This is a genomic window from Streptomyces sp. NPDC041200, from assembly GCF_055591805.1.
The window spans coordinates 102,676-125,279 of sequence record NZ_JBVIZF010000014.1 but is presented as its reverse complement, the minus strand read 5'-3'; the positions used below and the strand labels follow the sequence as shown (position 1 = coordinate 125,279).

The window sequence follows — 22,604 nt, the reverse complement described above, 5'->3', positions numbered from 1 at the left end:
GACCGTACGGCCTGGAATGACCCGCGACGTGGGTCATTCCAGCACCGAAATCCCGGGCCAATTACGGAGGTCAGCCGCCGGGGAAGATCACATCACTGCACGAGTAGAAGGTCTGGTCGAAGTGGCTGGCCTGCCAGACCATGAAGACCACATGGCGCCCGGTGCGCCCGGGGGCGTTCACCGGGATCGAGACCGTGACCCCGTTGAGGCTGGGCTCGGTGGAGGGCTCCCCCGCCCCCGGCGCGATCTTGCCGGTCTGGGCGACGAGTTCGAGGTTGCTCCAGCGCAGCGGCTGGGTGACCGGGTCGTAGCCCTGCTTGGTGACGTAGACGCGGTAGTAGTCCGCGCCGTGTTTGGCCTGGTCGTGGTTCTTGAACGTAAAGCTGTTCCCGACCGAGGTGGCCTCCCACTTCCCGGGCACGTCCATCGCGTTGTACCGCCCGGACGAGGTACGCCCGGCGCTGCACAGCTGCCCATCGGGCAGCGCGGCCTGGTGATTGCCCGCGACGCCCTCGCGATAGAGCCCGTTCCAGTTCCACATGGCGTTGGTGTCGGCCTGCCACGCCTGCCAGCACATCGGGTCCTTGGTCTTCATCTCCGGATTCTGGAAGTCGCCGCCCCACCGCTTCCAGCACCCGTAGTTGCGCGACGCCGGGCCGATGGCCGACCCGTGTGCGGCGGCGGTGTCCACCAGCGCCACGGTGGCCAGCAGCGTCGCGGCGGACGCGACAGCCGAGGCGCGAAGACCCCAGCGACGAACATGCCCATGACAATTCACTGCGCCTCCAGCTCCGCTTTCGGGGGTGTGCGCGGGAGCGCTCCCATGCTAGGACGGGGATCATGAGGCGGCCATACGTATGACGGGGACGTCATCGGCCGGGAGTAGGGTCCGCTCGCATGGTGTTGAACTACAACGACCACTACCACCCGCTGCTGCTGAAACAGGTCCCGGCCGGGGCGCGCACGGCCCTGGACGTCGGGTGCGGCACGGGCCGCTTCGCACGGCTGCTCGCCGCACGGGGGCTGTCGGTCGACGGAATGGACACCAACGCCGACGTCCTCGAAGCAGCCCAGGCAATCGGTGGCGGCCCCCGGTACCGCCAGACCGACGTACGCGAGGCGCGACTACCCGACGCCCACTACGACGTCATTTCCTGCATCGCCAGCCTCCACCACATGCCGTTCGACACGGTGCTGACATTGCGGAAGGCCCTCGCGCCGGGCGGTGTCCTGACGGTGCTCGGGCTCTACGCGATCAAGACGCCCGCCGACTTCGTATGGGCCTTCCCCGCGAAGTCCCTGCTCGAGGCGCAACGCCTCCTGCCCGCGCGCCACCGCCCCGCCCCCTCCGTACAGATGCCCATGGTCTGGCCGCCCCCGCTGACCTACGCCGAAACCCGCACCGAAGCCACCCGCCTTCTCCCCGGCTCCACGCTGCGCCGCCTGTTCTTCTGGCGGTACCTGCTGGTGTACCGGGCCTAGCGCGCCGATGAGTTCCGCCTCCGGGGCCCGTCTGCCTTCTGGATCAACGATGACCGAAGGAGACGAGATGGGTCACGGCTCAACGCCCGGCGGGCGCCCGCAGCGGGTGTTCGCGTTCTTGTTCTGCTCCTTCGATTCGCCGTGGTGGGCCGGTATGTACGGCTCACGGCGGAACGGGCGACGTAGGCGGCGCGCCGCGTCAATTCCTGCGGCGACGCCTTTGTCCATAGGGGCCGTGCCGATCGTGTGCCCGCCATTCCTCCTCGTGAATGTCACGGTCTCCGCTGGCCGCCCTGCTTCCGGGAGCCGCGATGGTCTCCCCGCGTTCGATCCTGGCCGTCATCGAGGCGAGAGAGCGGTCGGCGCGTTCATCACTGAAGCGACCGCCGGCGCGCTCGGGCAGCGGTTCCGGCGGGAGCGGCGGGACCGGCTTGTTGGCGATCTGCTTGACCTTGTGGCGCTGCGGCGCAGGCGTGGCGTTCTCTGCCTTGGCGCCGTTCTGATGCGACCGTGACGTACCGCTCACGCATGCCCCCTGTGTCGCTGAAAATCCCCTCACTGCGTGTAGAGATCATTCCCCGAAAGGAGTGCGAGAAAACGGGAGTTGACCCCCTCGGATGCCTCCTTCCACCTGGCACTGACGATGGCTCAGACGGCCTGCTGTCAGTGACATGAGCGACCCCGTCCTGGAAATCGCTCGCGCCGAGGCGGCCGTGCCGGAAGGATCGGTTCATGCGCGCCGCGGGTGCGCACCGCACAAGAGCAAAGGTGTATCCCCTGAGCACGCAGCAGGTCATCGAGTGGACCGAGGACGGCCAGCCGCAGGCCGCCGCGTGGCGGTCCGAGAGCGGTGCGCCGCCGCCGCGGCGCGTCACGCTCGCGGACGACCGGATGACGGCCGACGCCGCGTACCGCCTCGTCTGCGAGGGCACCGCGCTGCTGTGGCGCGGCGACTACCAGGGCGCCCGGCAGTTGCTCGCCGCGCTGGCGCGGCGGGTGGACCGGGGGCCGCGGCGGCCGCGGGGGCGGCGTGGACCGGCGGAGGGCGCGGCGGAGGCGTTCCACCGGCACCGCCAGGAGCAGGGGCGGCGGGCCCGGCTGCTGGGGATGCTGCTGGTGCCGCTCGACGCCGACCTCGCCGTACCGCTGCGCCGGGCGCCGGACGTACGGGAGGCGTGCGCGCAGGCGTACGGCGCGACGCAGGGCCCGTCGGTGGTCTCGCTGCGGGAATTACTCGGTCTGATCGGCGCGCATGAGTGGCGCGAGAAGGGCGTCGAGATCCCGGCGCTCGGCGGCGACCGGATCCATCCGTACTACGGGGTCTTCTCGCCGGTGCGCGGCGAGTACGTCGACCTGGTGACCGAGGCGCCGCTGCCCGCCTCGCGGGCGGCCGCTTTCGACATCGGCACCGGGACGGGCGTGCTGGCCGCCGTGCTCGCGCGGCGCGGCGTCGAGCGTGTGGTGGCCACGGACCAGGACGCGCGGGCGCTGGCGTGCGCGCGGGAGAACGTGGCGCGGCTGGGGGTCGCCGAGCGGGTGGAGGTGGTCCGGGCGGACCTGTTCCCGCCGGGCCGCGCCCCGCTCGTGGTCTGCAACCCGCCCTGGGTCCCGGCGCGCCCCAGCTCGCCGGTGGAGTACGCGGTGTACGACCCGGGCAGCCGCATGCTGCACGGCTTCCTGAACGGGCTCGCGGACGCCCTCACCCCCGGCGGCGAGGGCTGGCTCATCCTCTCCGACCTCGCCGAACACCTGGGGCTGCGGACGCGCGAGGAGTTGCTGGGTGCCATCGAGGCGGCGGGGCTGCGGGTCGTGGACCGGCTGGACACCCGGCCCGTCCACCCCCGCGCCGCCGACCCCGGCGACCCGCTGCACGCGGCCCGGGCGGCGGAGGTGACGTCGCTGTGGCGGCTGACCACACAATGCGACGATGGGACGAGGTGACGGGACGCCACATTCTCGTCGCCTTTTGCATGTGACGAGTTGTATGCGACGAGAACGACCCGCTGAGGAGCGGCATGGACATCGGCGTCTTCATCCCCATCGGCAACAACGGCTGGCTCATCTCGAAGAGTTCTCCGCAGTACATGCCGACCTTCGAACTGAACAAGGCCATCGTGCGGAAGGCCGAGGAGCACGGGCTCGACTTCGCACTGTCGATGATCAAACTCAAGGGGTTCGGCGGCGATACCGAGTTCTGGGACCACTGCCTGGAGTCGTTCACGCTGATGGCTGGCCTGGCCGCCGTGACGGAACGGATCAGGCTGTACGCCTCGACGCCGATCCTCGCCCTGCACCCGGCGATCACCGCGCGCATGGCCGCGACGGTCGACTCGATCGCCCCCGGCCGGTTCGGCGTCAACATCGTCACCGGCTGGGCGCCCGGCGAGTACTCCCAGATGGACCTGTGGCCCGGGGACGAGCACTTCGGCAACCGCTACGCCCGGGCCGCCGAGTACGTGACGGTCATGAAGGAGCTGTGGCAGGAGGGCGTCAGCGACTTCAAGGGCGAGTTCTACGCCATGGACGACTGCGTGCTGTCGCCGCGCCCGGCGAACGGGCACATCGACATCGTCGCCGCCGGGCAGAGCACCACCGGTATGAAGTTCGCCGCCGAGCACGCCGAGTACAACTTCATCCTGGGTAGCGGCGTCAACACCCCGCTCGCGCTCTCGGACACCACGGCCACGCTCGTGGACGCGGCGCGGGAGACCGGGCGCGACGTCGGGGCGCTCTCGCTGTTCATGGTCATCGCGGACGAGACCGACGAGGCCGCCCAGGCGAAGTGGAAGGACTACCACGACAACGCCGACCACGCGGCGCTGGCGTACATGGCGGGGGAAACGGCCACGGACACGACCTCCGACGGCTCCTCGACCGCCCGGACCATCTCGCTGCCCGAGGGCGCGGTGAACTTCAACATGGGCACGCTCGTCGGCTCGTACGAGACGGTCGCGGCGATGCTCGACGAGGTCGCCGAGGTGCATGGCACCAAGGGAATCATGCTGGTGTTCGACGACTTCCTCGAAGGTCTCGAGAACTTCGGTACGCGCATCCAGCCGCTCATGAAGTGCCGGTCGTGACGTCCCGGTCTTGAGGTCCCGGTCTTGACGTAGGGCGCCGCCTTTCGGCACGGCGGGATTGACCGCGCCCCCGCCGCTGCCTAGCGTCCGGAATGAAGATCCGGCAGGAAGGTACCCGCCCTCCGGAAGCCACCTCCGGAAGCCCCTCACCCCCACGGAGCCCCCCATGAAGCTCGCCTTCTCGACCCTCGGCGTCCCCGGCCTGCCCATGCCCGACGTCACCCGGCTCGCCGCCGCGAACGGGTACCACGGTGTCGAGCTGCGCGCGCACCCCGAGGAGCCCGTGCACCCCGGGATCGCGCCGGACGAACGCGCCCGGGTGGCGGCGGAGTTCCGGGCCGCCGGGGTGGAGATCCTGACCGTCGCCGGGTACGTACGGGTCGCGGCGGAGGGCCCCGACGAGCCGGTCCTGACCGGGCTGCGGGACCTGATCAGGCTCGCCCACGACCTGGGCGCCCGCAACGTCCGCGTCTTCCCGGGCGGTGGCGACCGGAGCGCCGCCGAGGCCGACGCCTCGGCCGCCGCCCGCCTCGGCGACGCCGCGCCGTACGCCACGGAGCTGGGCGTACGGCTGCTGCTGGAGACCCACGACTCGCACCGCACCGGCGCCGACGCGGCCCGCGTCCTCGGACCCGTCGGGCACGGCAGCGTCGGCGCGATCTGGGACGTGATGCACCCCTGGCTGGGCGGCGAGGACCCCGCCACCAGCTACGCGGCGCTCTCCCCGCACCTGGGCTACGTCCAGGTCAAGGACATCGCTTCCGCCGAGGACACCACCCCGCTGCCGCTGGGCGCGGGCGTGCTGCCGCTGACCGAGTGCGTGGAACTGCTCAGCCGTGAGGGCTGGGACGGCTGGCTGTGCTGGGAGTACGAGAAGCGGTGGTACCCGGGGGCCCAGGACCTCCCGCCGCTGCTGGGCCCGGGCCGGGACCACCTGCTGCGGCTGCTCGCCGACGCGGCCTGATGTACGGGCCGGCCGCGGCGCAGCGGCTTCCGTCGCGCGGCACCTTCAGCGCCGTGAGGTAGCCGTCCATCGCGTCGCGGGTGCAGTCACTGCGCCCGTAGACGCTGTGTCCCGCACCCTCGTACGTCAGCAGGACCGTCGTCCCGCGGGTCTGCCGGTGCACGTTGGTCACCCAGGAGTAGTTGTTCGCCGGGTCGTGGCGGGAGTGCATCAAAAGGATCTTGGGGGCCTCGGTGACGCGCAGGCGGTGTTGCGGGGTGTTCACCTCGTCCGGCCAGCCGACGCATCCGGCCACCGCGCGGTGAATCCGGGGTGAGCCGCGCATGTGCGGCGCGGCCCGTCGTTCGGCGGCGGTCAGGCGTGCGTGGTCCGGCCCCCTGGGCGTTCCCAGCCGATGGGAAGGCGCAGGGTTGCGCACTCGGCGGTGGTGTACTCGGGGCACGGTTTCCAGCCGATCGAGGACGGCGGTTTGGGGATCGCCGATCTTTCTGACGTATCGGCGTCCGCCACGCCCGCGCCCAGCGCCATCGCTGCGGCGGCGAGCGCCTTGGTGAACGGTCGCACAGATTCCTCCTGTTGCTCCTTCGAACGCGGATCACAGGAGTGGCCACCCTCGGCGAACCCTCGCAGCAAGGCGAGGGGGCCACAACCGTCCCTGGGCGGGATCAGGGGGATCCTGGAGCCGCCCGGAGCGGGCGGTCAGGGTCGCCCCCCCCCCCGGCGGAACCGGGGGAAGCCCGGACGCGGCGCGTCGTAGGTCAGCGCACCTCGGCGGCCCCCGCCCGGACCGGCTCGCGCGGGAGCGGGCGCGGACGCACGTGCAGCCGTGCCGACGGGAGCGACGTCAGCGCCACGCCGCCCACCAGCAGCGCCGCCGCCAGCCAGCGCAGCGGGCTGACCCCCTCGCCCAGCAGCAGCGCCGCCGAGGACATGCCGAAGACCGGCACCAGCAGGGAGAAGGGGGCCACCGTGGAGGCGTCGTACGTGCGCAGCAGGAAGCTCCAGACGCCGAAGCCCAGCACGGTGGCGCCCCAGGCGACGTAGACGATGGCGCCCGCCCCGGCCCAGTCGAGCGTGGCCAGCGCGTGCAGGCCGGGGTCCGCGCCCTCGAACATCAGCGACAGCCCGAGCAGCGGCAGGACCGGCACCACGCTCACCCACACCATGAAGCTCAGCGGGTCGGGCGGGGCGGCCTTGCGGGTGAGGACGTTCGACACGCCCCAGAAGGCCGCCGCCGCGATGACGAGGACGAAGCCGAGCAGCGGGCCCGACGTGCCCTCGTCGACGGCGGCCACGGCGATACCGGTGAGCGCCACCGCCATGCCGAGCAGCCGTCGGCGGCCGGGGCGTTCGGCGAGGACGACGGCCGCGAACAGCGCGGTGAACACCGCCTGGATCTGCAGCACCAGCGACGACAGCCCGGCGGGCATCCCCTCCCGCATCCCGATGAACAGCAGCCCGAACTTCCCCACGCCCAGCGCCAGCCCGACCCCCGCGATCCACCGCCAGGAGACCCGCGGCAGGCCGACGAAGAAGATCGCGGGCACCGCCGCCACCAGGAAGCGGAGCGCGCAGAAGAGGAGCGGCGGGAAGTGGTCGAGGCCCACCTCGATGACCACGAAGTTGACGCCCCACAGGGCCGTGACGAGCACGGCGAGGCCGATGTGTACAGGTCGCATGAGTCGAGGATCGGGTGGCGGGACCTTTTAGCACCAGCGCGAATGACTTCATGGTTGGATGCAGCATCCGTAAAACGTGAGAGGGGGCGGCAGTGCTGGATCTGTCCCGGCTGCGGGCGCTGCACGCGGTGGCCGTGCACGGTTCGGTCAGCGCGGCCGCCATCGCGCTCGGCTACACCCCGTCCGCCGTCTCGCAGCAGATCGCCAAGCTGGAGCGGGAGACCCGGACCACGCTGCTGGAACGACAGGGCCGCGGCGTCGTCCTCACCGACGCGGCCCAGCATCTGGCCGCCACCGCGCAGCAACTCCTCGCGATCGTCGAACGGGCCGAGACCAGTCTGGAGGAGCGGCGCGGACAGCCGACCGGTCGGCTGGTGATCGGCGCCTTCCCGTCCGCCGCGCGGGGGTTGATGCCCGCCGTACTGGCCCGGCTCGCCGCGGAACACCCGACGCTGGACGCCCGGCTCGTCGAGGTCGACCCGCACCTGTCGGTGGACCTGGTGGCGCAGGGCGTCATCGACCTGGCCGTCGCCCACGACTGGGACATCGCCCCACTGCCCGCCCCGGACGGGCTCCGGCGGGCGGCCATCGGGGACGACCTGTGCGATGTCCTCGTACCGGTGGGGCATCCACTGGCGGGGCGCGCCCCCTTGCGGCGGACGGATCTGGCGGGCCAACGGTGGATCTGCCAGCCGCCGGGGTCGGTGTGCCACGACTGGCTCGTACGGACGCTGCGGGCGTCCGGCAGCGAACCGGATCTGGCGTACCAGGCGGCGGAGAACCACACCCAGATCGCCCTGGTGGCGGCGGGCCTGGGCATCGCCCTGATGCCCCGCCTGGGCCGGGGCCCACTGCCCGAGGAGGTCCGCGCGGTACCGCTGGAGCCGGTGCCGGTACGCCGCCTCTACGCCCTCTGGCGCGAGGGCGCCGCCCGCCGCCCCGCGATCACCGAAACGGTGGCGGCCCTGAGCGAGGCATGGCCAAGCCGCCCCGCCCCCGCCTGACCCCTCCGGCGGGCGCCTGAGGCGCGGCCCGTGCCGCGGGTCCCGGGGTGCCCCCGGTTGGCCCGCCGCGGAACCGACCCGCCCGGCGGGGCGTCCAAGCGGCGTGCTGATGGGGAGTCTCCGCAATGCGGTATCGGCCTCGCTGCTGGCTGCGTCGCTGACCACCCCCCTCGCCGCCTGCGGCCGTCAGCGCCCCGCCGCCGACGCGCACCCCTCCCAGAGCGTCGGCGGCACGGGCCGCATCGACACCGGGCTGGCCCACGTGGCCACCACGACCACCGGATGCGCCCGGTGGCCGTCCGCAGCCCCGCACCGCCCCGTTTCGCCACCTCATGACGACCGAAGACGTCTGATCATGAACGAAGTTGGACCGAATCACCGGTTCCCATTGACCGGGCCCCACCGGGCACACCAGCGTGTCATATGAACGCCAGTCACCCCCTCCAAAGATCATGGAAGGAGTGCGGGTGCACAAGCCGACCTCGCGCCGCACCCTGCTCGCCGCGGCGACCGCCGCCGTCGCCACCGCCTGCAGCCCGCGGACGCTCAGCTCGCCCGAGACGTCCGCATCCACGTCCGCGTCGACAGGCGCCCCCGCCACACCGGAGTCCTCGTCGTCGGCTCCGCGCCGCCCCGCCCCCACCCGGAGCAGCGACCGGGACCGGGATCGCGCCTCGGCCCTCCTCGGCCGTATGACGCTCGATCAGAAGATCGGCCAGCTCTTCGTCCTGTCGGTGTACGGACACTCGGCCACCGCGCCCGACCCCGCCGACGCCGCGGCCAACCGCGAGAAGTACGGCGTCGGCAGCGCCGCCGAACTGGTGGCCAAGTATCACCTCGGCGGGATCATGTACACCGAGTGGGCGCACAACATCCGCAGCCCCCGGCAGGTCGCCGCCCTCTCCAACGGCCTCCAGAAGGCCGCCCTCGACGGCTCGACCCCCGTGCCGCTGCTCATCTCCACCGACCAGGAGCACGGCATGGTGGCCCGGATCGGGGCCCCCGCCACGCTGCTCCCCGGCGCGATGGCGCTCGGCGCGGGCGGCAGCGTGCCGGACGTACGGGCGGCGGCCCGGACCGCCGGGGCGGAGCTGGCCGCGCTCGGCATCCGGCAGGACTACGCGCCGGACGCGGACGTCAACGTCGACCCGGCCAACCCGGTGATCGGCATACGCTCCTTCGGCGCCGACCCCAAGGCGGTCGCCCGGCTGGTCGCGGCCCAGGTCGAGGGGTATCAGCGCGCCGGGGTCGCGGCCACCGCCAAGCACTTCCCGGGGCACGGCGACACCTCCGTGGACAGCCATGTCGGGCTGCCGACCATCACCCACTCCCGCAAGGAGTGGGAGCGGCTGGACGCCCCGCCGTTCCGCGCCGCGATCGCCGCCGGGATCGACTCCGTCATGACCGCGCACCTGCTGTTCCCCGCGCTCGACCCGGCCGACGACCCGGCCACGCTCTCCCGCCCCATCATCACCGGCGTCCTGCGCGACGAACTCGGTTACGACGGCGTCGTCATCACCGATTCCCTCGGCATGCAGGGCGTGCGCGAGAAGTACGGCGACGCCCGGGTGCCGGTACTCGCGCTGAAGGCGGGCGTGGACCAGTTGCTGACCCCGCCCGACCTGCCCGCCGCCTGGAACAGCGTGCGCACGGCGGTACGGAAGGGCGAGATCAGCGAGGCCCGGCTCGACGCGTCGGTGCTGCGCGTCCTGGAACTCAAGGCGCGGCGTGGGCTGTTGGACGAGCCGTACACCAGCGGCCGCGCGGTGGACCGTACGGTGGGCACGCGCGCGCACGCCGAAACCGCCGCCCGGATCGCGGACCGCACCACCACGCTGATCACCAACCGCGGCGGGCTGCTGCCGCTGTCCCGGCGCCGCCACCGCGAGCTGCTCGTGGTCGGCGTGGACCCCGCCGCCCCGACCGGCACCGGCGGCCCGCCGACGGCCGTTCTCGCCCGCGCCCTCGGCGCACTCGGCTTCACGGCGAAGTCCCTGTCCACGGGCACGGGCAGCGCGCCCGATCCGTCCCCGGGGCGGATCGAGGAGGCGGTCGCGGCGGCGCGCGAACGGGACGCGGTGATCGTCCTGACCCGCGACGTCGACGCCGGGTCCGGGCAGCGGCGGCTGGTCTCGGAGCTATCCGCGACGGGGGTGCCGATGGTCCACGTCGCGCTCAAGGCCCCGTACGACATCGCCCAGTTGGGCAACGACCCCGCCGCGTCGCTGGCCACCTACGGCTGGACGGACGTCGAGGTGCGCGCCGCGGCCCGGGTCATCGCCGGAAAGCGGAACCCACGCGGCCGCCTGCCGGTCGCCGTGCGGCGCGCGGATGCCCCGTCCCGGGTGCTGTACGCGATCGGGCACGGGCTGACGTATTGAGTCGCGGCGCGGGCAATCCCCCACCCCGCCCCTACGGGGCCTCGACGCGAGGCTGAAGCCCCCGCCGATCCCCGGGTGCCCCAACCCCGGCTGGCCCCGGCCCGGGCAGCGCCTGAGGGCGGCGCACGGGCCCCGGTGGGCGCGGGGGCGTGTCCGCCGAGGGCTGACGCGGGCTGTCTCAGGCGGCGAGGTGGAAACTGCGGCCACGCCGCCTGAGGACCGCGGGCCCGGGCCGGGGCGCAGCCCCCGCCGCGGGCTCCGGCCCCGGGCGGGGGCTGTGCCCCGGGCGGGGGCTGTGCCCTCGGGCGGGGGCTGTGCCCTCGGGCGGGGGCTGTGCCCTCGGGCGGCGGGCGCGCCCCTGGCAGGGCCGCGCGCCCCCGGGGTGGCCCGGACCGCGCCGGGCCACCCGCCCGGGTGGTGGAGGCGGGGTCAGCCCACCGGGCGTGGCACGCCCCCGCCCGCGCGGGGGCCCGGACCGCGCCGGGGCTTACGGCCGCAGGGCCGGTTCGCGCTCGGTCTCGCGGTGGTCCAGCTTCGCGTTGGGGCGGGCCAGGGGCTTGGAGGTGGCCGGGACGCCCGCCCACTTCTGGACGGCCGCCGTCGCCTTCGCCTTCTCGTCGGGCGTCAGCTGGGCGATGTTGGCGCCGTGGTTGCCGCCGGGGGCCGTGTAGACGTAGGAGTCGCGCGCGCCCTTGCCCGGGCGGAACGGTTCGGCGCCCCACGGGTCGTTCTCGCCGTAGACGAACAGCATCCGCTTCGCGTCATGGCGGACCCAGCGGTCCACGTCCCGCATCGCGCCCGGCTTGAAGCGCATCGGAATGTCGCGCGGGACGTAGTTGCGCGGGTTGTAGATGCCGGGGTAGCGGAGCAGACCGTCCAGGTGGGGGGTCTTGAAGGTGGGGGCGCCCAGTTCGGTGCCCGCCTGGTAGTAGTACGGGGTGTAGGTCTCCAGGCCCTGGTCGGTGTAGGCCGAGAAGCCGGAGATGTCGTCGATGAACGAGTACAGCTCATCGGTCGAGGCGGTGGCCGCGGGGACATCCGCGCAGTCCTTCAGCAGGTGGTACTGCCAGAAGGCCCACACCAGGTCGAGGACGACGTTCTCGTACGCCTTGTCGGCGCTGCCGACGACCGTGAAGGTCTGCTTCTCCTCGTCGGCCCACTTCTGGTAGCGCGCCACGATCTCGTCGCGCCGCACGAGCGCCTCGCGCTGGACCGCGTTCAGCTTGGTGCGGCATTCGGCGGTGCCGACGCCCGCGAAGAAGCGGTCGTAGGCCGAATCCTCGTTGTTGACGACGTCGTTGGGAGCGACGTAGGCGATCGTGCCCGCCATGTCGTTCGGGTAGAAGCGGCGGTAGTAGGTGGCGGTCATGCCGCCCTTGCTGCCGCCGGTGGCGAGCCACTTCTTGCCGTAGACGCGGTGCAGCGCCCGGTACAGCCGGTGCTGGTCGCTGGCGGCCTGCCAGATGTCGAGCTTCGACCAGTCGGCGGGCTGCGGTCGCGACGGCGTGAAGAACCGATACTCCATGGACACCTGGTTGCCGTCCACGAGCTGCGTGGGCTCACTGCGGCGCGGCGTGGTGTTGACGTTGTAGCCGGAGGTGAAGAACACCGTCGGCCGGTCGGTGGCCTTGTGCAGCAGGGTGAACCGCTGCTTGAAGGTGCCCTTGGACGGATGCCGGTGGTCGACCGGCTGCTGGTAGGTGAAGACGAGGAAGCGGTAGCCGTCGTACGGCTGCTCCTCGACGAAGCTCATCCCGCGTATCGCCAGGACGCGTTCCTTGATGTCCGGCTCGGCCGCGCTGGCGGGGGCGGCCGCTGCCGCCGGCGCGCCACCCGTACCGGCGCCGACCGCCCCCACGATTATCACCAGCGACAACAGCCATCTGAGCGCCTTGCCCATTCGCCCTCCCCTTGTATGCACACCATGGGTGCACATCACTTGGTGCACATGATTCGCACAGGTCGCCGAGAACCTATCGGGGCACAGACGGAGTGGCTAGGGGCGTCCGATCACGCCAACCAGCCGCCGAATACGGAGAGTTGTTACCGTCACCCCCTTTCGTAGCGGGCTGTGATGGCGCATCCTGCTGACATGGACCGAGACGAACGGCACGACCGGAGCGAACGGGCCGAGCGGCTGACGCAGTATCTGACCGAATTGCAGGAACGAATCGATCCGCGCTCGCTGGAGCTGCTCATGCGGCTGCTGCGCGAGCTGAGCACCTCACCGGCCGTCCGCGGGGGGACGTACGAACTCGGCATGGGGCCCGAGGAGAAAGAGCTGTTCACCCCCGCCCTCCAGGCCGAGCTGCTGGTGCTGTTCGGCCTGCTCACCTCCCAGGACGAGCGGGTGGTCGTCGACCTCGGCGACAGCCCGCACGCCAAGGGCATGAAGGTGCTGGTGCCCCAGGAGCGGGCCCAGGACCCCGACTTCCTGCACCGCCACAAGCAGCGGGTGGCGGCCGAGGCGGAGCAGCGGGAGGCGGACCGGCGCGAGGTGGAGGGCATCGCGAGGGCGAGCGGCATGGAACCGTGACGTCACGGTACGTGATGAGCGGTGAACGCCGAGAGTTACCGGCCGTATAGTTCACGGCCGGGCGGCGCACTCATGAGGCGGCCGTACCCGCCCCGACGGCGGGGGCGTTACGCCCCCACCGGGGCCGTCTCTCCCGTGAAGGTGCGCCACAGCTCGGCATACCGGCCCCCCGGCCGCGCCACCAGCTCCTCGTGCGTACCGTCCTCGACCACCCGTCCGTGATCCAGGACCACCACCCGGTCCGCGCGGGCCGCGGTGGTCAGCCGGTGCGCGACGACCAGCGTGGTGCGACGGCCCGCCAGCCGGTCCGTGGCCTGGTTGACCAGGGCCTCGGTGGCCAGGTCGAGCGCGGCCGTGGCCTCGTCGAGCAGCAGGATGTCCGGGCCCACCAGCTCGGCGCGCGCGAGCGCGATCAGCTGGCGCTGCCCGGCCGACAGATTGCGCCCGCGCTCGGAGACCGCGTGCAGATAGCCGCCGTCGAGCGAGGCCACCATGGCGTGGGCGCCGACCGCCCGCGCGGCCGCCTCCACGTCGGCGTCGCTCGCGCCGGGACGCCCGTAGGCGATGGCGTCGCGCACGGTCCCGGGGAAGAGATACGGCTCCTGCGGGACGACGCCCAGCCGGTTGCGGTACGCGGTGAGGTCCAGCTCGCGCAGATCCGTGCCGTCGATCCGTACGGCGCCGCCGGTGGGGTCGTAGAAGCGGGCCACCAACTTGACGAGCGTGGACTTGCCCGCGCCCGTCTCCCCCACGAACGCGACCGTCTGCCCGGCCGGGATCGTGATGTCGATGCCCGACAGGGCCTCCTCGCCGTCCCCGTAACGGAAGTGCACGTCGTCGAAGGCGACCTCGCCACGGACCGTCCGCACCGCACGCGGGTTCTCCGGCGCGGGAGTGGTGGTCGGCTCCCGCAGCAACTCCTGGATGCGGCCCAGCGACACCGTGGCCTGCTGATAGCCGTCGAACACCTGGGAGAGCTGCTGCACGGGCGCGAAGAACAGGTCGATGTAGAGCAGGTAGGCGACCAGCGCGCCCGCCGTCAGCGTCCCGTCACTGACCCGCCCGGAGCCGACGATCAGCACCAGCGCGGCGGCGGTGGACGACAGCAGCTGCACGAACGGGAAGTACACCGAGATCAGCCACTGTCCGCGCACCCGCGCCTGCCGGTACGCGTCGCTGCGCCCGGCGAACCGCTCCCCGCCGACGCGCTCGCGCCGGAAGGCCTGCACGATCCGCAGCCCGGCCACGCTCTCCTGGAGGTCGGCGTTGACGGTGCCCACGCGCTCACGGGCGAGTTCGTATGCCCTGACGCTCTTACGGCGGAACACGAACGTGCCGATGATCAGCGGCGGCAGGGTGGCGAACACCACCAGCGCCAGCTGGACGTCGATCACCAGCAGCGCGACCAGGATGCCGAAGAAGGTCAGCAGGCTGACGACGGCGGTGACCAGTCCGGTCTGGAGGAACGTCGACAGCGCGTCCACATCGGTGGTCATCCGCGTCATGATCTTGCCGGTCAGCTCGCGCTCGTAGTAGTCGAGTCCGAGCCGCTGCAACTGCGCGAAGATCTTGACCCGCAGGGAGTAGAGCATGCGCTCGCCGGTGCGCCCGGTCAGCCGCGTCTCCCCCCACTGCGCGGCCCACTGGGCCAGGACGACGACCAGCGCCAGCCCGGACGCGGCCCACACCGCGCCCAGCGCGAGGCGCTGGACGCCCTGGTCGATGCCGTGCCGGATGAGCACGGGCAGCAGCAGTCCGGACCCCGCGTCGATGGTCACCAGCAGCAGACAGAACAGCAGCGGCGCCCCGAACCCGCGCAGCAACCGCCGCAGCCCGTACGCCTCTTCGGGTTGCGCGGCCCGCGCCTCGTCCACATCGGGCGTGTCGGTGGCGGGCGGCAGGGCCTCGACCTTGGCCAGCAGCTCGGGCGTGGCGGGCATCCCGGCCAGCGCCCCGGCCACCCCGGGGGCGGGCGCGGTGGCGGTTCGCGTTTCTGGGCCCTGTTGGCCGTCCCCGTCGCGCCGCACCCATAGCTCCGGGGTAATGCCGCCCTTGGCGCCCGGTGCGGCATGCGCGGGGTCGTCGCCGCCGCGCGCCGTCGGGCGATCCCCGTTCCCGTCACGGCACGGCTCGACCAGCCCGGTGGCGGCGGCCTCGCCGCCGAACGCCCCGGCGAGCCCCGCCGCCGCCGGATCCGCGTGCTCCGGGTCGTCACCGCCGCGCGGCCGTACGGCGAGGTGACCGGCCGGGTCGCGGGTGATGCCGCTCAGCTCGTCCGGGTCCGTCAGCAGGCGGCGGTACAGCTCGCAGCGCTTACGCAGTTCGTCGTCCGTGCCGACGTCCACCAGGCGGCCGCCGTCCAGGACGGCGATGCGGTCGGCGAGGGCGAGGGTGGAGAGGCGGTGGGCGATGAGGAGAGTCGTACGGCCCGCCATGACGCCGCGCAGCGCCTCGTGGATCTCGTGCTCGACGCGCGCGTCGACCGCCGACGTGGCGTCGTCGAGGACGAGCAGCCGGGGGTCGGTGAGGATCGCGCGGGCCAGGGCCATGCGCTGGCGCTGGCCGCCGGAGAGGGTGAGGCCCTGCTCGCCGACCTGGGTGTCGTAGCCGTCCGGGAGGGCGGAGATGAAGCCGTCGGCCTGGGCGGCCCGGGCGGCGGCCCTGATCTGCTCGTCGTCGGCGTCCGGCAGCCCGTAGGCGAGGTTGGCGCGCACGGTGTCGGAGAAGAGGAAGCTGTCTTCCGGAACGAGCCCGATGGCGTCCCGGAGCGACGCGTACGTCAGCTCGCGCACATCGTGGCCGCCGACCCGCACCGCGCCGTCCGTCACGTCGTAGAAGCGGGGCAGCAGCAGGGACAGGGTGGACTTGCCGCTGCCCGAGGCGCCGACCACGGCGACCGTCTCGCCCGGTTCGACGCGCAGCGACACATCGGAGAGCACGGGCCGGTCGGGGTCGTAACCGAAGGTGACGTGATCGAATTCGACCGTCGCGGGCGCGTCCGCGGGCAGTTCGCGCGCGTCCGGGCGCTCCTGGATGACCGGTTCGGTGTCGATGAGTTCGAAGACCCGCTCGACTCCAGCCCGGGCCTGCTGGCCGACGGTCAGCATCATGGTGAGCATCCGCACCGGGCCGACGAGTTGCGCGAGATACGTCGAGAAGGCGACGAACGTGCCGAGGGTGATCTGCCCGCGGGTGGCCATCCAGCCGCCGAGGGCCAGCATCGCGACCTGGCCGAGGGCGGGGACGGCCTGGAGGGCGGGGGTGTAGCGGGCGTTCAGCCGGACCGTGCGCAGCCGGGCGGCGAAGAGGCGGCGGCCGACCTCGCGGAGCTTGCCCGTCTCCTGGCCCTCCTGGCCGAAGCCCTTGACGACGCGGACCCCGGTGACCGCCCCGTCCACCACCCCGGCGACCGCGGCCGCCTGCCCCTGGGCGTACCAGGTGGCCGGGAAGAGCCGGACGCGGCTGCGCGAGGCGAGCACCCACAGGGCGGGGGCGACGGCGAGGGCGACGACGGTGAGCAGCGGGGAGAGCACCGCCATCACGACGATCGAGACCAGGAAGAGCAGCACGTTGCCGATCATCATCGGCGCCATGAAGAGCAGGCTCTGGATCAGCTGGAGGTCGCTGGTGGCGCGGCCGATGATCTGGCCGGTGGACAGCTCGTCCTGGCGGCGGCCGTCGAGGCGGACCAGCGACTCGTACATGCCGGTCCGCAGATCGTGCTGGACGTCGAGCGCCAGCCGTCCGCCGTAGAAGCGGCGGACGTAGGTGAGGGCGTAGACGACGAGGGCGGCCACGATCAGCAGGATCGCCCAGGGTGCGAGCGCCCGGTCGTGCTGGACGATCACCTCGTCGATGATCAGCTTGGTGACGAGCGGGACCAGCGCCATGACGCCCATCCCGGCGAGCGAGGACCCGAGCGCGAGCAGCACGTTGCGGCGGTACCGCAGGCAGAGGCGGGTCAGCCGCCGCGCCCAGCCCCGATCCGCGTCCGCATGGCCGCTTTTGCCGTGCTCGTTCTCTTCGTCGCGTTTGTCGCCCTTGCTGCCCGCCACTCGTGACCTCCCGGTTTCCACTGCTGCCGGAAGGCCCAACACACAGGTGTGCGGATTTCATCCTTCCGCAACAAACCCGACCGGGGCGCGGGGCTTCACACGGGGTCGCTAGGCCGCCTCGTCGCGCACCCCCTCCTCCGGGGCGGCGGCCGCGGCACAGCGCGCGGCGATGTCGTCCAGCCGCAGACCGAGGGTGGCGGCGAGGGCGGCGATGGTGAAGAAGGCGGGAGTCGGCGCCCGGCCGGTCTCGATCTTGCGGAGGGTCTCCGCCGAGATCCCGGCCCCGGCGGCGACGTCCGCCATGCTGCGTTCGCCGCGGGCCTGCCGCAGCAGGACACCGAGGAAGCGGCCGCGTTCACGTTCCAGGGGAGTGAGAGGAGTGCGCACCATGACCGTGATACTAATACCGGTATAAGAATTGGGTCGCACTCAGGGAGGCCACACCGTGGTAGAGATCAAGACGGACGCGTCACTGGACGCCATGCGGGAGGCGGGCCGGGTCGCCGCGGGCATCCTCACGGCGACGCGCGAGGCCGCCGCCATCGGCGTACGCCTGCGTGAACTGGACGAGGTGGCCCGGGAGGTGCTGCGGGACGCCGGGGCCAGCTCCCCGTTCCTCGGCTACCGGCCGCACTTCGCCGCGACCCCCTTCCCCGCGGCCATCTGCGCCTCGGTCAACGACGCGATCGTGCACGGCATCCCGGACGGCTACCGGCTGCGCGACGGCGACCTGGTGTCCATCGACTGCGGCGCGGTCGTCGACGGCTGGGCCAGCGACTGCGCGATCAGCTTCATCGTCGGCACCGCACGCCCCGAGGACCTGCGGCTGGTCGAAACCGGTAAAAAGGCCCTGGAAGCGGGCATCGCCGCGGCCGTCGTCGGCGGCCGGATCGGCGACATCGCGCACGCCATCGGCAGCGTCGGCCGGGCGGCGGGCTACGGCATCCCCGCGGACTTCGGCGGCCATGGCGTGGGGCGCGAGATGCACGAGGACCCGCCGGTGCCCAACGAGGGGCGGCCGGGACGCGGCTACCGGCTGCGGCACGGGCTGGTGCTCGCCATCGAGCCGATGCTCATGGCGGGCGGCCGGGACGCGTACCGGGAGGACGACGACGGCTGGACGCTCCGTACGGTGGACGGCAGCCGGGCGACGCACAACGAACACACCGTGGCGATCACGGACGACGGCCCCCGGGTGCTCACCGCGCCCTGAGGGGCACACAGATCGCCCACTCATACGGACGGTTGACTACCGGATCGTTCAGCGAACACTTATGGAGGCCGACTAGGGTCGCATCAGGCGATTGCCGCACAGCAGAAGGGTGATGATCGAGATGGACATCCAGATCGACGACATCCCGCCCTCGGAACGGTTCGCGGCCTGGCGCGCCCTGTGCGAGGGGCCGATGGTCCCGATGGAACTGCGCAGCGCCCACGAGGACGACTTCAGGGCGACCATGTGGGGCATGGACCTGGGCCGGGTCACGGTGGCCGGGTCCTCCTTCCCCTCCCTGTGGACCCAGCGGACCAGGACCCATATCCGCCGGTCGGATCCGGAGTTGTACCACCTCCAGCTGAACCTCCGCGGGGAGGCCGACATGGAGCACGGGGGCGAGACGACGACGCTGGGCGACCGGCAGTTCATGCTCACCTGCACCTCCCTGCCCTACGAGGGAGCCATCGCGCGCGGCAGGACCGACGAGTTGACGATCGGTATCCCGCCGTCCCTGCTGCCGTTCCCGGCGGCCGACCTCAACAAGCTGCTCGGACGGCAGCTGTCGGGGCGGACCGGGATCGGCGCCCTCCTCGCCGACGTCCTCATCCGGCTGGGCGCGGAGCACGCCGCGTACCGCCCGGCCGACGCACAGCGCCTGGGCACCGTCGTGGCCGATCTGCTGACCGCGCTGCTCGCGCACGAGCTGGACGGCAGCGACGCGGAGACCGGGCCGTCGACCGTCCGGATGGCCCCCGAGAGCCACCGGAACGCCCTCGTCCTGCGGATCCAGGACTTCGCGCGACGGAACCTGCACACGTCCGATCTGACCCCGGCCTCGATCGCGGCGGCCCACCACATCTCGGTGCGCTACCTCCACCGGCTCTTCGAGCGGCAGGGGCACACCGTCGCCGCCTGGATCCGCGCCCAGCGGCTGGAGCGCTGCTGCCAGGACCTGGCCGATCCCGCGCTCAGCGGCACCCCCATCCACGCCATCGCCGCGCGCTGGGGCTTCAGCCACGCGGCGGATTTCAGCCGCGCGTTCCGCGGCACGTACGGCATGCCGCCCCGGGAGTTCCGCCGGACGGCGCTGTCGCGGGGAACGCTCGAACCGCAGGGCGCGCGCGAGGGAGAGTAAGCAGGGCCTCCCCCCGTCGAAGCCCTGCTCACCGTCGGCAGGACCTCCCCCCGTCGAAGCCCTGCGCACCGTCGGCAGGACCTCCCCCCGTCAAAGCCCTGCGCACCTTCCCTGATCAGGATGGACCGGCAGCCGCCGAATGTCGTTGGCACGCAGTGCACAGTTCTTGATGCTCCGTGCACTGCACGCGCGCCGCGCACCAAGCGCGCGACGTGCACCAGACGCGCGCCGCGCACCGCGCGCGCCCGGTGCCGGTGTCACTTGGTGACCTTCAGCTCCTCGATGCCCGCGCGCTTCTTGTCGTCCGCCGAGCGCAGCGTGACGCGGACGTAGCGGGCCGGACCCGTCGCACCGTCGCGCCAGTGCCTGCCGTCCAGCGAGGTCTGGGTGCGATGCGCGGCGGGGCGGGTGCTGGTCCACTCCGGGGTGACCTCTCCGATCCGTACGGTCCGGCCGAGGTCGGCGGTGAGCGTGCCCCGGGCGGCGTTGGGCACCCAGGCGGTGGCCGCGTTGCCGTCGAGGGCGGCGCCCGGCTCCATGCCCGGCTCCCGCGAACTCGCCGTCGCCTCCTGGCAGCGGGCGAGGTTGGTGGTGGGGGTGAGGTCCGGGCGGCGGGTCTTGAGGACGGCGGGGGCGCCCTCGCTCACGACCTGCTTCCCGCCCTGCGGGGTCTCGATGTCGAACGGCGCACCGGCGGTCAGCCGCACCGTCGTCTCGTGCGGGCCGATCGCCACGTCGTACGTACGGCCCTGCCAGCGCAGTCCGCGCAGCGTGACGCCGTCGCGGAGCTGTGGCGGCAGCATCGGGTCGAGCCGCACCGTGTCCTCGCGCATCCGCATCCCGGTCAGGCCGTGCGTGAAGACCTGCAGGAAGCCGCCCTTGCCGGTGAGGAAGTCCTGCGCCGGGGACCCGGCCAGCGGGTCATTGGCGCCCGCCTTCTCGCCGCGCGCCTCCGAGAACTGGTCGAACGGGCCGCGCACGAACGGCTTGATGGAGCGCATCAGATACGTGTACGAGGAGCAGCCGGGCTCCCCGATGGACGCGGCGTCGATCGCGTGCACCGAGTCGGTCATGGCCGGGCCGTCGGGGTCGGTGCGCGCCGCGTAGTAGTCGAGCGTCTTCGCGGCGGACTGCCCGGACATCGGCCACTCCAGCGGATACATGAGCAGCACGGTGTCCGCCTGCTTGATCAGCGAGCCCTTGTAGCCGTCGTACTGTCGGAAGACCTGCTTCTTCTTGTCGTACGGGATGCGCAGCTTGTCCGCGATCCGGGCCCAGGCGGCGGGCGGCTTCTCGCCGAGGACGCGGGCGGCGCGGGCGGCGTCGCGCAGGGCCGTGGCGGCTCCGGCGTTGGTGAACACCGCGTCGTCCACACCGTTGCTGTACTCGTCGGGGCCCGCGACGTCTCTGATGGAGTAGCTGCCGTCGTCGTTGCGGGTGGCGCGCCCGGCCCAGAACTCGGCGATCCCCTTGAGCACCGGCCAGCCGCGCTCGCGCAGCCAGGCGGCGTCCCCGGTGGCCTGGAAGTACTGCCAGGCGGCGAGCGCGATATCGCTCTGGAGGTGGTTCTGGGTGCGGCAGTGCGGCGGGTCCCAGCTGTGGCATTCGCTCCACAGCCCGCCCTTGCTCGCGCTGGTCCAGGGGTAGAAGAGGCCGGGGTAGCCGAGCTTGCGCGCGTTGGCGCGGGCCCCGGCGCGGGTCTTGTAGCGGTACTCCACCACGGACTTGGCCAGTTCCGGGTGGCTCGCCAGCAGCCCGGGGTACATCCAGGTCTCGGCGTCCCAGAAGACCAGGCCGCCGTAGTTGTCGCTGGTCAGCCCGGTCGGGGAGATGCTGTTGCGGGAACCGGCGCGGGTGGCGGACAGCAGCCCGTACTGCGCGGAGCGCACCCAGCCCTGGAGGTCGCGCTGCCTGCGGCCGCCGATCTCGATGTCGGAGCGCCAGAGCTTCCGCCAGGCGGCGGTGTGCTCGGTGAAGAGCGCGGGCCAGCCGCGATCGGCGGCCCGGCGGGAGGCGGCGACGGCGTCGGCGCGCGGGGCGTGGGAGGTCAGCGCGGTGTCGACGCCGACGTACTTGGTGAACTCGTAGGCACGGCCCTGGCGCACCGGGAAGCGGACGCCCTGCCGGGCGCTCAACTTGCCCTCTGCCTGCGGCCGTTGCTCGTTCGCCTTCTGTCCGTTCGCCTTCTGTACGTTACGGCCGGGCCGCAGGGTGGACGCGACGGCGCCGTCGGTCTTGGTGCCGTCCGTGCGGAAGGCCACATCGACCGTACGGTCGCCATGCGTCCCGCCGCCGGTCTGCGTCATGCGCCGCGCGCCGCGCCCGTCGATGCGGTCGGTGACGGTGGCGTCGCCGCTCCAGTGCGGGGTCATGCGCAGTCGGACGGCGCCCACGTGGGCGTCGTTGCGGTCGGCGAGCACGTCGTAGGTGAGGTCGGTCGCGCGGCCGTCGGACGCCGTCCAGGTGAGCGACGTGCGGACGAAGCCGCAGCGCAGGAAGACGGTCTGCCGGTAGTGCGAGATGCGCCCGGCGGACGTGCCGGAGCCGAAGGTCTCCGAACCCTTGCCCCCGGTGGCCACGTTGAGGGTGGACCAGGTGGGGATGGCGGCGGCGACCTGCCGGTTCTCGGTGGTCTTCTTGTTGTGCCCGTACAGGCCGGAGACGAACGAGCCGTCGTACCGGGGCGTGAACAGCGGCCATCCGGTCTTGGCGCCGCCGCCCGTGTAACCGGTGCCGTTCGGTGGCACGCGCTGCCCGAGATAGCCGTTGCCCACGTACGCGTGGTAGCTGTCCTTGGGGTCGATGCGGTCGGAGGTCTGCGCCCAGCCGTCGGACGGCCCACGCGCACATCCCCCGCCGCCGGCACGGGCCGCCGCTGAGGAGTGGGATTCGGGAGCGGCGGACGCCGGGGGCACGGCGGCGATCAGCCCGCAGACGAGCAGCGGGGCGATCAGCCGGGCGGCGCGCGGCAGCCGGGGGTTGGAGTACGTCATTGTTCTCCGTCGTGGTTCGCCGGTGACGGTCGCAGTGACGATAAAGAGGTGAACACAACAGGTCAATGGATGGAGCAAC

Annotated in this window: 17 protein-coding genes and 1 pseudogene; 9 read left to right on the top strand and 9 right to left on the bottom strand. The window is 72.4% G+C overall.

Going from position 1 to position 22,604, the window contains the following annotated elements:
- Positions 1-70 precede the first annotated feature (70 nt).
- The gene (locus ACZ6CL_RS27400) at positions 71-778 is read right to left on the bottom strand and encodes a lytic polysaccharide monooxygenase auxiliary activity family 9 protein (protein WP_468939958.1); all 708 of its coding nucleotides are present in this window, start codon (positions 776-778) and stop codon (positions 71-73) included.
- A 119-nt stretch (positions 779-897) separates the two neighbouring features.
- On the opposite strand from ACZ6CL_RS27400, the gene ACZ6CL_RS27395 reads away from it, so the two are divergent.
- Entirely contained in the window at positions 898-1,482 is a 585-nt protein-coding gene (locus ACZ6CL_RS27395) for a class I SAM-dependent methyltransferase (RefSeq protein ID WP_468939955.1), read from the top strand.
- Positions 1,483-1,681: 199 nt separating this feature from the next.
- Here the strand turns inward: ACZ6CL_RS27395 and ACZ6CL_RS27390 are convergent, their stop codons facing one another.
- Positions 1,682-2,008, bottom strand: a complete 327-nt coding sequence (locus tag ACZ6CL_RS27390) for a hypothetical protein (protein ID WP_468939953.1) — start codon at positions 2,006-2,008, stop codon at positions 1,682-1,684.
- A gap of 206 nt (positions 2,009-2,214) precedes the next feature.
- Here ACZ6CL_RS27390 and ACZ6CL_RS27385 point away from each other — a divergent pair, with 206 nt between their 5' ends.
- From ACZ6CL_RS27385 to ACZ6CL_RS27375, 3 genes are all read left to right on the top strand, one after another.
- Positions 2,215-3,423 (top strand): methyltransferase, encoded by a 1,209-nt coding sequence (locus ACZ6CL_RS27385; RefSeq protein ID WP_468939951.1) that lies wholly within the window; start codon positions 2,215-2,217, stop codon positions 3,421-3,423.
- A 74-nt stretch (positions 3,424-3,497) separates the two neighbouring features.
- On the top strand, positions 3,498-4,562 hold the full coding sequence (rutA, locus tag ACZ6CL_RS27380) for a pyrimidine utilization protein A (protein WP_468939949.1): 1,065 nt from the start codon (positions 3,498-3,500) through the stop codon (positions 4,560-4,562).
- 166 nt (positions 4,563-4,728) lie between these two features.
- Entirely contained in the window at positions 4,729-5,526 is a 798-nt protein-coding gene (locus ACZ6CL_RS27375) for a sugar phosphate isomerase/epimerase family protein (RefSeq protein ID WP_468939946.1), read from the top strand.
- A gap of 31 nt (positions 5,527-5,557) precedes the next feature.
- Here the strand turns inward: ACZ6CL_RS27375 and ACZ6CL_RS27370 are convergent.
- The 3 genes and pseudogenes from ACZ6CL_RS27370 to ACZ6CL_RS27360 all read right to left on the bottom strand — a co-directional run.
- Positions 5,558-5,851: pseudogene (locus ACZ6CL_RS27370) on the bottom strand (alpha/beta hydrolase); the annotation flags it as partial.
- Positions 5,852-5,880: 29 nt separating this feature from the next.
- Complete coding sequence (locus ACZ6CL_RS27365; protein ID WP_468939944.1) at positions 5,881-6,090, bottom strand: hypothetical protein; 210 nt, start codon at positions 6,088-6,090, stop codon at positions 5,881-5,883.
- A 194-nt stretch (positions 6,091-6,284) separates the two neighbouring features.
- Positions 6,285-7,205: an EamA family transporter gene (locus ACZ6CL_RS27360; RefSeq protein WP_468939942.1), complete on the bottom strand. Its 921-nt coding sequence runs from the start codon at positions 7,203-7,205 to the stop codon at positions 6,285-6,287.
- A 92-nt stretch (positions 7,206-7,297) separates the two neighbouring features.
- Here ACZ6CL_RS27360 and ACZ6CL_RS27355 point away from each other — a divergent pair, with 92 nt between their 5' ends.
- Complete coding sequence (locus ACZ6CL_RS27355) at positions 7,298-8,209, top strand: LysR family transcriptional regulator (RefSeq protein ID WP_468939940.1); 912 nt, start codon at positions 7,298-7,300, stop codon at positions 8,207-8,209.
- 467 nt (positions 8,210-8,676) lie between these two features.
- Positions 8,677-10,590: a glycoside hydrolase family 3 protein gene (locus ACZ6CL_RS27350; RefSeq protein WP_468939938.1), complete on the top strand. Its 1,914-nt coding sequence runs from the start codon at positions 8,677-8,679 to the stop codon at positions 10,588-10,590.
- Positions 10,591-11,077: 487 nt separating this feature from the next.
- On the opposite strand, the gene ACZ6CL_RS27345 is transcribed toward ACZ6CL_RS27350, so the two are convergent.
- Entirely contained in the window at positions 11,078-12,490 is a 1,413-nt protein-coding gene (locus ACZ6CL_RS27345; protein WP_468939936.1) for a S28 family serine protease, read from the bottom strand.
- A gap of 192 nt (positions 12,491-12,682) precedes the next feature.
- Here ACZ6CL_RS27345 and ACZ6CL_RS27340 point away from each other — a divergent pair, with 192 nt between their 5' ends.
- Positions 12,683-13,126 (top strand): hypothetical protein, encoded by a 444-nt coding sequence (locus ACZ6CL_RS27340; RefSeq protein WP_385437732.1) that lies wholly within the window; start codon positions 12,683-12,685, stop codon positions 13,124-13,126.
- A 107-nt stretch (positions 13,127-13,233) separates the two neighbouring features.
- Here ACZ6CL_RS27340 and ACZ6CL_RS27335 read toward each other — a convergent pair whose 3' ends face one another.
- On the bottom strand, positions 13,234-17,091 hold the full coding sequence (locus ACZ6CL_RS27335) for an ABC transporter ATP-binding protein (RefSeq protein ID WP_468940107.1): 3,858 nt from the start codon (positions 17,089-17,091) through the stop codon (positions 13,234-13,236).
- Between the two features lie 198 nt (positions 17,092-17,289).
- Positions 17,290-17,571, bottom strand: coding sequence for a helix-turn-helix domain-containing protein (locus ACZ6CL_RS27330; protein ID WP_468939933.1), 282 nt, complete (start codon positions 17,569-17,571; stop codon positions 17,290-17,292).
- A 55-nt stretch (positions 17,572-17,626) separates the two neighbouring features.
- Between ACZ6CL_RS27330 and map the strand changes: the two genes are divergently transcribed.
- Positions 17,627-18,394, top strand: a complete 768-nt coding sequence (gene map, locus ACZ6CL_RS27325; protein ID WP_468939930.1) for a type I methionyl aminopeptidase — start codon at positions 17,627-17,629, stop codon at positions 18,392-18,394.
- Positions 18,395-18,506: 112 nt separating this feature from the next.
- Positions 18,507-19,532: a helix-turn-helix domain-containing protein gene (locus ACZ6CL_RS27320; RefSeq protein ID WP_468939927.1), complete on the top strand. Its 1,026-nt coding sequence runs from the start codon at positions 18,507-18,509 to the stop codon at positions 19,530-19,532.
- 257 nt (positions 19,533-19,789) lie between these two features.
- Here ACZ6CL_RS27320 and ACZ6CL_RS27315 read toward each other — a convergent pair whose 3' ends face one another.
- Positions 19,790-22,525 (bottom strand): glycosyl hydrolase family 65 domain-containing protein, encoded by a 2,736-nt coding sequence (locus tag ACZ6CL_RS27315; RefSeq protein WP_468939925.1) that lies wholly within the window; start codon positions 22,523-22,525, stop codon positions 19,790-19,792.
- Positions 22,526-22,604: the final 79 nt, after the last annotated feature.

Coding starts and splice junctions, on each gene's coding strand:
- ACZ6CL_RS27360 (WP_468939942.1), bottom strand. CDS start 7,205: ATGCGACCTGTACACATCGGCCTCGCCGTGCTCGTCACGGCCCTGTGG.
- rutA (WP_468939949.1), top strand. CDS start 3,498: ATGGACATCGGCGTCTTCATCCCCATCGGCAACAACGGCTGGCTCATC.
- ACZ6CL_RS27330 (WP_468939933.1), bottom strand. CDS start 17,571: ATGGTGCGCACTCCTCTCACTCCCCTGGAACGTGAACGCGGCCGCTTC.
- ACZ6CL_RS27340 (WP_385437732.1), top strand. CDS start 12,683: ATGGACCGAGACGAACGGCACGACCGGAGCGAACGGGCCGAGCGGCTG.
- ACZ6CL_RS27385 (WP_468939951.1), top strand. CDS start 2,215: ATGCGCGCCGCGGGTGCGCACCGCACAAGAGCAAAGGTGTATCCCCTG.
- ACZ6CL_RS27345 (WP_468939936.1), bottom strand. CDS start 12,490: ATGGGCAAGGCGCTCAGATGGCTGTTGTCGCTGGTGATAATCGTGGGG.
- ACZ6CL_RS27375 (WP_468939946.1), top strand. CDS start 4,729: ATGAAGCTCGCCTTCTCGACCCTCGGCGTCCCCGGCCTGCCCATGCCC.
- ACZ6CL_RS27315 (WP_468939925.1), bottom strand. CDS start 22,525: ATGACGTACTCCAACCCCCGGCTGCCGCGCGCCGCCCGGCTGATCGCC.
- ACZ6CL_RS27320 (WP_468939927.1), top strand. CDS start 18,507: ATGATCGAGATGGACATCCAGATCGACGACATCCCGCCCTCGGAACGG.
- ACZ6CL_RS27395 (WP_468939955.1), top strand. CDS start 898: ATGGTGTTGAACTACAACGACCACTACCACCCGCTGCTGCTGAAACAG.